General features: G+C 49.5%; 12 protein-coding genes and 1 pseudogene. 11 read left to right on the forward strand and 2 right to left on the reverse strand.

What is annotated here, in order from left to right; genetic code table 11:
- A pseudogene (locus TJ79_RS03230) lies at positions 1 to 348 on the forward strand (metallophosphoesterase); the annotation flags it as partial.
- A 150-nt stretch (positions 349 to 498) separates the two neighbouring features.
- Here TJ79_RS03230 and TJ79_RS03235 read toward each other — a convergent pair.
- Complete coding sequence (locus TJ79_RS03235; protein WP_040948858.1) at positions 499 to 903, reverse strand: CBS domain-containing protein; 405 nt, start codon at positions 901 to 903, stop codon at positions 499 to 501.
- Between the two features lie 267 nt (positions 904 to 1,170).
- On the opposite strand from TJ79_RS03235, the gene TJ79_RS03240 reads away from it, so the two are divergent.
- On the forward strand, positions 1,171 to 1,647 hold the full coding sequence (locus TJ79_RS03240; protein ID WP_040948859.1) for a hypothetical protein: 477 nt from the start codon (positions 1,171 to 1,173) through the stop codon (positions 1,645 to 1,647).
- A gap of 98 nt (positions 1,648 to 1,745) precedes the next feature.
- On the forward strand, positions 1,746 to 1,946 hold the full coding sequence (locus TJ79_RS03245) for a hypothetical protein (RefSeq protein ID WP_040948860.1): 201 nt from the start codon (positions 1,746 to 1,748) through the stop codon (positions 1,944 to 1,946).
- A 65-nt stretch (positions 1,947 to 2,011) separates the two neighbouring features.
- Here the strand turns inward: TJ79_RS03245 and TJ79_RS03250 are convergent, their stop codons facing one another.
- Positions 2,012 to 3,340 (reverse strand): metallophosphoesterase, encoded by a 1,329-nt coding sequence (locus TJ79_RS03250; protein WP_040948861.1) that lies wholly within the window; start codon positions 3,338 to 3,340, stop codon positions 2,012 to 2,014.
- 118 nt (positions 3,341 to 3,458) lie between these two features.
- Here TJ79_RS03250 and TJ79_RS03255 point away from each other — a divergent pair, with 118 nt between their 5' ends.
- The 8 genes from TJ79_RS03255 to TJ79_RS03290 all read left to right on the forward strand — a co-directional run.
- Complete coding sequence (locus tag TJ79_RS03255) at positions 3,459 to 3,683, forward strand: helix-hairpin-helix domain-containing protein (protein WP_040948862.1); 225 nt, start codon at positions 3,459 to 3,461, stop codon at positions 3,681 to 3,683.
- Between the two features lie 131 nt (positions 3,684 to 3,814).
- Positions 3,815 to 4,534, forward strand: a complete 720-nt coding sequence (locus tag TJ79_RS03260; protein ID WP_040948863.1) for a YebC/PmpR family DNA-binding transcriptional regulator — start codon at positions 3,815 to 3,817, stop codon at positions 4,532 to 4,534.
- Between the two features lie 142 nt (positions 4,535 to 4,676).
- Positions 4,677 to 5,102: a DMT family transporter gene (locus TJ79_RS03265; RefSeq protein WP_040948864.1), complete on the forward strand. Its 426-nt coding sequence runs from the start codon at positions 4,677 to 4,679 to the stop codon at positions 5,100 to 5,102.
- Between the two features lie 25 nt (positions 5,103 to 5,127).
- Positions 5,128 to 5,829: a Crp/Fnr family transcriptional regulator gene (locus tag TJ79_RS03270; RefSeq protein ID WP_040948865.1), complete on the forward strand. Its 702-nt coding sequence runs from the start codon at positions 5,128 to 5,130 to the stop codon at positions 5,827 to 5,829.
- Between the two features lie 13 nt (positions 5,830 to 5,842).
- The gene (locus TJ79_RS03275) at positions 5,843 to 6,319 is read left to right on the forward strand and encodes a DMT family transporter (RefSeq protein WP_040948866.1); all 477 of its coding nucleotides are present in this window, start codon (positions 5,843 to 5,845) and stop codon (positions 6,317 to 6,319) included.
- Positions 6,320 to 6,398: 79 nt separating this feature from the next.
- The gene (locus TJ79_RS03280) at positions 6,399 to 7,127 is read left to right on the forward strand and encodes an MOSC domain-containing protein (RefSeq protein ID WP_238322757.1); all 729 of its coding nucleotides are present in this window, start codon (positions 6,399 to 6,401) and stop codon (positions 7,125 to 7,127) included.
- A gap of 142 nt (positions 7,128 to 7,269) precedes the next feature.
- A complete protein-coding gene (cysK, locus tag TJ79_RS03285; protein WP_040948867.1) occupies positions 7,270 to 8,205 on the forward strand; it encodes a cysteine synthase A in 936 nt (311 codons plus the stop codon).
- A 191-nt stretch (positions 8,206 to 8,396) separates the two neighbouring features.
- On the forward strand, positions 8,397 to 9,053 hold a 657-nt coding region (locus TJ79_RS03290), incomplete at its 3' end, for a response regulator transcription factor (RefSeq protein WP_040948869.1).

Consider the following 9,053-nt stretch of genomic DNA (forward strand, 5'->3'; position numbering starts at 1 on the left):
TCCCCGTACGTATCCGGTGGTTTTCAGGTGGAGGCGCTCAGGGGGTTATGCCCGATTTTTGAAGAGTATGGAGTCGATCTGGTGATCAGCTCCCACACCATCGTTTATGAGCGAAGCCATCCGATTAAGGCAGATAAGGTGGCAACCGACGGCATCGTCTACGTGGTGTCGGGAGGAGCGGGAGCGATGGAGGAATGGCTGCTACCCAAGCGGGAATGGCACACCTCCCAGTCGCTGGCTGTCCCTCATTTCGTACAGGTAAACGTGCTTCCCTATCGCTTGGAGGTGCGGGCTATCGATTTTACGGGCCGGCTGTTCGATGTGTTCTATTTAGATTGTCGAAGGTAGATGGCGTCCGAGTATCAAAGGGAGATAAAATGAGCGAGTCAAATGGAAAAGCCGACGGTCAGAGGGGAACCTCCGCCGTCGGCTTTTTTGGATATGTTTTACAGATGATTATAACCCGGTATGGTATAATTTAGAAAATTCCCGGGGTTGTCAATCGGTAATATTGCGGTTGTAATACTCAATGATGTCTTTGCGGCGGATGATGCCGGCAAATTGTTTGTTCTTGTCGATGACCGGGATGAAGTTTTGATCGGCGGCCAAGGTCAGCATATCCTCCATGCTCGCGTCAATAGGGACGCATTCGTTATGGAAACGATTGCGGATTTCAGTAATGGGTACACTTCCCATATTTTCGAAAGTCAACCCTGGTGTTTCTTTCATTTTCCAAAGGATATCTCCTTCAGACAGGGTGCCGATATACTTGCCGGCCAGATCGATAATGGGAATCGCCGTGTAATGGTGGTGTTGCAGTTTTTCAGCCGCTTCCAGCATGGATACGGAGGATGTGATATAAGCAACCTTGTCTTTCGGTAATAAAAAGTCGGAAACCTGCATCGCATGTACTCCTTTTCTCTGGATATTATTTTAAGCCTTTACATTATTAAAGCATAAACAGTCCGGAAAGCCTATGGAAATTTGCAAAGGAGGAGCAAAAAAATGGTTCAATGCCCATGGTGCGGTCATGATGTGGTAGTGGTACAGGATTGTTGTCTTGGAATGCAGAAAGGGAGGGGCTTCTTATTTTTAATTGAATCATCAATGTACGATTGATAGGCGTAATTGTCTTCGTTGGATACCCAGAGTAAAGAAGGGGGGAAAATAATGAAAGGGCTGGTATGGCTTGTCGTTGTCATCGCCTTGGTTACCGGCTGCAGCGTGCAAGATCAAAGCCAACTATTCGAAACGAAGGATCAAGCGATTCGATATTTTATTGAAGATCAGGCCATTGAGGGTTCCATAGCGGAATTGGATATCGGGGAACAAGAAGTCGTTTTGCTAGTGGAGCAGAGCAGGGATACGTATTATGTGGGAGAGATTGCAAAAGTAAGAGAAAAGTACAAATCCGTTAAAATTTCCGGCGGGGTTTACATCGGAAACACGACAGGCGCCATGTGGGATTTCGAAACGTACAAAGGCAACGAATATACTTTAAAGCTGTCAAAAGCAAAAGAAGATAACGAAGCTCTCTATAATGAACAATTTGGACTTTTCATATCGATCGCGCTAGGGAAAAGAACGTATGAGGATCGAATGGTAAAAAATATTATTAATGAGAGTGAAACGATAACCGTGAAGTAGTTCCTTTAGGGATTATGCATGGAGGAGCAGTCAGATAAGCCTACTTCCATCCGTTTTTATAGGGTAGGCAAGTAGATCTGGGTAAAGGAGTGTTGAGTATGAGTATAGGAGCTTCAGCGGAATCGGCCACCGCCTGGGTGCCAGTCCTATGGGTGCTTTTTAATATTCTGCTAGTGATTGCCGTTATCGTCGGGGTGATTATTTTCATGGTTATGGTCATCCGATACTTGAAAAAAATCCATGTTACGCTGGAAAAAATCGAATACAGGCTGCAGGAGAACAAATACGATAGCAGGTAAATACGAAACGCTTGATTAGGAAGGAGCGAGTATTATTTTCATGACTGATATTCCCGATTCCGCCTCTACTTCAGCTTCAGAGTAAGGTGGTTGTTCACTCTTTTGGAGGAGTCGATCATGCTGAGCACGTATTTTTTCATCCGTATATCCTGCGCTTTTTTCCAAAGGGTGACACCTTCGGAGTTCAGTAGATCAGCGCCGATTTCTGCCGTCGAACCGGAAAAATAGTATAGATTCAACTCCGCCATCGCCTTGGACATGGCTTGACGATCTTTTTCCGGGTAGTTGGAATCCTGGAAAGAAGAATACGCTTTTTTATAGGAATCTTGATAGAAAAAGTCTTTGGCGTAGTCGCGGAATTGATTCAAATCCGGGTTGACGATTTTCTGTTCTTTGCTCCAGGATTCCACATCCGTCTGTTCCGTATTGTATGCGATCGTGGCGTCTCGGGCCGAAAAGTGCAGGACACCATATTGGTGCGGATAGACGCTGAGAGCACTTGAGGCGATGTCGGTGACCGTATTTTCGGAACGGATGTCCTGAATGTGGATGTGGCCGGACAGCACCAGCGAGATGTTATTTTTAACCAGGTCCGCCATAACCTCCTCGTGGTTGTTCACCGTATAGCCGTCCCGGGGAATACTGGTATGATCGATTAAGTTGTGATGCATGACGGCGATGACATGGGCATGCCGCTCAGCCGCGAGCTTGGATGCTTCATCGATCCACGCCAGCGTTTCTTCCTTCACTCTTCCGTCTCCTTGCGGGCTGCCGTAATCTTCGTTATTGTCGTATTGGCACGAATCCAGCATCAACAACCATAAATCCGAGGATAGGGGAGCCAGGTAGCTGAGGGAGCCCGTGTCTCGGGAAATGGCACTACTGTAGCCGAAATCGTTATATATGCTGGAAAAATCCGTTGGCGAAATATAATCGGTTACGTATTGATGATCGCCTTTGAAGCTGCGCGCCCACGGGTTCGAGACGTCATGGTTCCCGGGTATGACGAAGACGGGGATCCCGGCTTTCTTGACTGTAGCCAGCTTGTGGGCAAGCTCCACATGACTCTTCTTTTCCCCGTTGTTTGTCAAATCGCCGCTAAGTATCAAGGCAACTGGTTTTTGCCTGATGACATTGCTGATGAAGGCATCGGTCAGCTCGTCGGAATAGGGCAGCATGCGGGAGCCGCCGCTTGCGGTAAAGTCTTGAAAAGCTTTCCCGTTGTCGTGCAGCGACGGCTCCAGGTAATGGATGTCCGTAGCAACGATCATATTGAATTCTTTATCTTTAACGAGCTTGGTGGCAGACTGATCCGCTGTTTTAAAGCATCCGGCAAGGGTTAACGCGGGCAAAAGAATTATCAGGAACAGGATATATCGATAGTGTCTTTTCATAGAGTCCTCCAATAGCCATTCCGATCTCATAATCCAATAATGGCTTTTCCCGGCGGTTTTGTACAGAGAACAATGCTTGGACGTCTTTCATTAAGGCGTACAAAAGGAGGTATAGGAAATGGCTGAGGAGCGAAATTTATCAGCGGAAAACGGTTTGCCGAAAGGGCTCAGCAAACCGGCGCAACGGGCTCTTGCGGGAGCGGGAATCCAGCATTTGGAGCAGCTCGTTGCCTTGAGCGAGGATGAGGTATTAAAGCTGCATGGCGTCGGACCGACGGCCATTGTCCTGCTTCACCAGGCATTGGCGGAGAAGGGGCTTGCTTTCGCATCTACCGAGTTTTAGGAAGTATCAGCGGGGAAGCGGCATAGGTTGAGAGTACCGTTTTTGCCCCATCCTTCGCGGTGGAGGTGTCCAATTAACGGAAGATAGGTTATAATAGTTGGGACAAAGACTTAGAAGAAAGCGGGAAAACAATGGGTCGCAAGTGGAATAATATCAAGGAAAAGAAAGCTTCGAAGGATGCAAACGTCAGCCGGGTTTATGCCAAGTTCGGCCTTGAGATTTACGTGGCCGCGAGAAAAGGCGAGCCCGATCCGGTATCCAACAGCGCACTGAAGGTTGTTCTGGAACGCGCCAAAACCTATAATGTGCCGAAGGCAATCATTGACCGGGCCATCGATAAAGCGAAAGGCAGCTCCGACGAAGTGTATGAGGAACTGCGTTATGAAGGCTTCGGACCGAATGGTTCCATGGTGATCGTGGATGCGCTCACGAATAACGTCAACCGTACGGCATCCACCGTCCGCGCCGCTTTCAGCAAAAACGGCGGGAATATGGGCGTTTCCGGCTCCGTTTCCTATATGTTTGACGAAACGGCCGTGATCGGCGTAGCTGACCGCTCGCTGGACGAAGTGATGGAAATTCTACTGGAAGCGGACGTCAACGTTGGCGACATGGAGGAAGAGGAAGATAACGTCATGATCTACTCAGCCCCGGAAGAATTCCAGGCGGTGCAGGATGCGCTCAGGAATGCCGGCATCTCCGAGTTTACGGTTGCGGAAGTGTCCATGTTGCCGCAGACTTTTGTTACTCTTCCCGAAGAAGGACTAGCTCCTTTCGAGAAGATGATCGACACTTTGGAAGATCTGGAAGATGTGCAGCAAGTGTATCATAACGTGGAGTTTGAGGACTAAGAGCATCTTTCATGCCGAAAGGAATCCGGTTGATCCGGGTTCCTTTCTTTTTGTCTTTCAGGACATATGTCCTTTTCACTGGTATCGTCATTGCTTTTTAATTAGGAACAGGATCGAATACGAACGAGGGGGAGAACGAAAAATGAAAGGGTGGCTTTTTGCCTTGTTTGGAGGCCTCTTCATTACCTTGCAAGGTGTGGCCAATACAGAGATCAGCAACGGAATTGGCACTTGGCAAGCGGCGGCTCTGACTCAATTTACAGGCTTTGTTACCGCGATTCTGGTCAGTCTGTTCATGCGGGACGGAAAATGGCAGGCTATGAAGCAGGTTAAACCGTTATACTGGATTGGAGGGGCCTTTGGCGCCATTGTAATTTTCAGCAACGTCACGGCGATCCGGCAGGCAGGCGTAACGCTGACTGTCTCCGTACTGATGATCGCTCAGCTTCTTGTGGCTTTTGTCGCGGACCGGTGGGGATGGTTCGGACTGGAAAAGCAAAAAATGCGGCTGCCGCAGTTCGCCGGCATCGGGTTGATGATCGCCGGTGTAGTGATTTTGGGCGGATAACGGAAGATAGAGAGGTACGATTGCGATGAAGGAGATCATGGATAGCGGGCGGATCGAAGCGTATTTGCGCGAGTATCAACTGGCGGAAACTTTCCCAAAGCCGCTTTTAACGCATTTGAGATTGTATCATTTTGAACAGGGTGAGCTTATCTGCTCCAAAGGGGACCCGGCGGCGGTATTATACGTACTTGTCAAAGGCAAGGTCAAGGTGTTTACCACATCGGCGGAAGGCAAGACGATTATATTGTGTTTTCGAACTCCGTTGGACCTCATCGGCGATGTGGAGTATGTGCAGGATGCGGAATACCTGAATACAGTCGAAGCTGTTTCCCCGGTCCTGATGATCGGCATTTCCTACCGGTTGTTGAGAAAACATGCTTCCATACACCCACCTCTGTTGCAATTTTTGCTGAAAATGATCACCCATAAGTTTTACACGAAGTCGATATCCATGAGCTTTAGTCTTTTGTATCCAGTTGAAGTGCGGCTGGCCAGTTATTTGCTATCCGTTTCCTATGATAAATCGGATGAAGAATTCCGCGGCGAACTCAGTACCTACAAATTGACGGATGTCGCCAATCTTATCGGTACCAGCTACCGGCATTTGAACCGGATTATTCGCAAGCTCAGCTCGGAGCAGTTGATTGAACGGAGAAGGGGCTCTATCGTCGTTATCGATCGGGAGAAGTTGAGCGAGCTGGCGGGAAGCAATATTTACGAAAAGTAAGGAGAGATGCAGGATGGGATTCGGGTTATTATTCGCTCTGTTGGCCGGATCGCTGGTCAGCGTGCAAAATATTTTCAACAGTAAGGTTAGCGCTCGTACAGGATCGGGGAAAACGACAGTCCTCGTGCTGGCTCTTGGCTTTCTGGCTTCCTTTACCATCGGGTTATTGTCGGAAGGGAGCGGTTTTTTCCGCGTCGGGCATATGGAGCCCTGGTATTATTTCAGCGGTATTCTCGGAGTTGGGGTCGTCGTGTGCTTGACCCAAGGTGTCAATCGGCTCGGGCCAACTTTTGCCATTGCCATATCGCTATCCTCGCAATTGATTTTTGCGCTGCTGCTGGATTCCATGGGGTGGTTCGGACTGGAAAGGGTGCCCTTTACCGCCCGGCATTTGGTTGGTGTGTTGGTCATTTTATGCGGGATACTGCTCTTTAAATGGAGCGGAAACCGAAAAACAGCGGCGGTGGAATCCAGCGAGTTGACCGTTTGACTTACAGTGCGTTTACGGAACGAAAGCTCCTCATGTAAAATGAAGCTATCCAAGGTAACCAAATAGAAGGAGCATCTTTGTGCAAATAACCGTAGGCGAAATCAGTGAAATTTACCGGTACCCCGTCAAATCCATGGCCGGCGAACGACTCAAAGCATGCGACATCGCGCCTTACGGCATGGTGGGCGACCGGTTTGGCAGCTTCTATGACGAAACCAAGTCCGGATGGTACAGATATATAACTGCCAGAAAACTTCCCCAAATGCTAAAGTACAAGGCGCATTTCGATGACGAGGGTATTCAAGTGACGTCACCGGATGGCCGCTCTTTCGGTTGGGACGAGCAGTTGCTCGCCGAAGTTCAAAGTTTAACGGACACCCCAATCACGATGTCCAGCCTGGGGCAGGAGCACCCGGAGCATCCCCAGTTGTTATCGGTGGATGGGGCGAGCATTTTGCTGGTAACCGATGCCACCTTAAAAAGACTGGAATCGTTATGGGGCAAGCCTTTGGACCAACGCCGCTTCCGTGCCAACTTCCTCGTTGTATTAAACGACGATGCGCCACTCGAAGGCGACTGGATTGGAAAGCGTATCGTCATAGGCGGTGTTCAGCTTCAGGTGGACAGTTTCTGCCAACGCTGCGTCATAATTACGATGGACCCTGACACTCAGGAAAAGGACCCATCTTTGCTTAAAATCGTCAACGAGAAGATGGGCTTATCGTTCGGTGTTTATGCATCTGTTATCGAACCGGGAGAAATTCATTTAGGTGATAAAGTATTTTTGATTAATGACATTAATGATTGAAAAGGACTGGCCAAACTTGCTGTTTGACTGGCTCAAAACTTGCTGTTTGACGGGCTCAACTTGTGATTATCCTCCGCAAGTGGTAAGCTAAAAGTTATAACCCGAGTAAAAAAGTCGGGATTGCAAAATGCGGAGGGATAGCATGTCTGGAATCGCAAAAAATCTTACGGAATTGATCGGCAACACGCCGCTGCTTGAGCTAGCCAATTTTGCCGGGAAGCATCGGATCGAAGCGAGCATCATCGCGAAACTGGAGGCTTTTAACCCTGGGGGCAGTGTGAAAGACCGCATCGGTCATGCCATGATTAAAGATGCGGAAGAGCGGGGAGTCATCGACAAAGATACCGTCATTGTCGAACCGACCAGTGGCAATACAGGAATCGGGCTCGCTCTGGCGGCAGCTGCCTTGGGTTACCGATTGATCATTACGCTGCCGGAGAGCTTCAGTGTTGAACGCCGGAAGCTATTGACTGCTTTGGGTGCGGAACTAGTGCTGACACCGGCACATGAAGGAATGCAGGGCGCCATTAAGAAGGCGGAGGAAATCGCTGCATCACTTCCCAAAGCTTTTATTCCACAGCAGTTCACAAACCCTGCCAACCCGGACATCCACAAGAAGACAACCGCTGAAGAAATATGGCGGGATACCGGCGGCGATATCGATTTCTTCGTCGGCGGTGTCGGATCGGGCGGTACCATATCCGGCGTTGGGGAAGCGCTGAAGGCGCGGAAGCCGTCTGTCCAGATCATTGCGGTGGAGCCTTTCGATTCGCCCGTGCTTTCCGGAGGGAAAAAGGGGGCTCATGCCATCCAAGGGATCGGCGCTGGTTTTGTTCCCGAAAACTATAATCCCTCGGTCGTCGACGAGATCATCCCGGTTAAAAACGAAGACGCCTTTGAAACCGCCAAAACGCTGGCCAAAACAGAAGGTCTGCTCGTAGGCATTTCATCCGGCGCCGCCGCTTTCGCCGCGCTGCAAATCGCCAAGAGGCCGGAAAACAAAAACAAACGCATCGTGGTCTTGCTTCCGGATACGGGAGAGCGGTATCTCTCCACGGCACTCTTTCCGGAGGTCTGAGCCCTAGAACCGTGCATATTGCTGAGCAAAAAGGACAATCGATATAATCTAGGTTCCACCCCCCAATGACGCTCGCCGGGAGGTGGAATTTTTTGTTGAATGAGCTTTTCTCCGTTCCAAGGGGCTTTCTCAAAACCAGAAGCTGGGTATAATGGTTGTAATCCATTTTTATGAAAACCGTGGTGATCATTTTGAACGTTTTGATTTTGGAAGACGATAAAGCTATTGCGGCGGGGCTAGAGTATTCTCTTTCCCAAGAAGGATACAGCGTCGCGATTTGCGGCACTTTGCAGGAGGCGAGGAACGCTCTAGGCGGACAAGAACCTTTCGATCTTCTGCTATTGGATTTGACACTGCCCGACGGCAGCGGGTACGAGCTATGCCGGGAAGCAAAAGCGATGCAGGATGTGCCCGTTATTTTCCTGACGGCCCGGGATGATGAGGTCAATGTCGTCATGGGCTTGGATATGGGCGCGGATGATTATATTACGAAGCCGTTTCGCGTTCGGGAGCTGCTGTCCCGGATGAAATCCGTTTTGCGGCGCTATTCCAGAAACGAGGAGACCAAAACGGCTTTGCAGCTAGGGCCGGTCCGCATACAAACATTGGAAGCGAAGGTATATAAAAACGATCAGGAAGTGGCGCTAACCCCGCTGGAGTATCGTTTGTTGTTGACCTTTGTTACCAACTCCGGGCAAGTGCTGAGCCGAAATCAGCTGCTGGAAGGGATCTGGGATATCGCCGGCGATTTTGTCAACGACAATACTCTGACAGTCTATATCAAAAGGCTGCGCGAAAAGCTTGAGGATGATCCGGCTAATCCCCTGCTGATTCGGACGGTGCGTGGA

This window comes from Gorillibacterium massiliense, from assembly GCF_000455485.1.
Classification (GTDB): domain Bacteria; phylum Bacillota; class Bacilli; order Paenibacillales; family NBRC-103111; genus Gorillibacterium; species Gorillibacterium massiliense.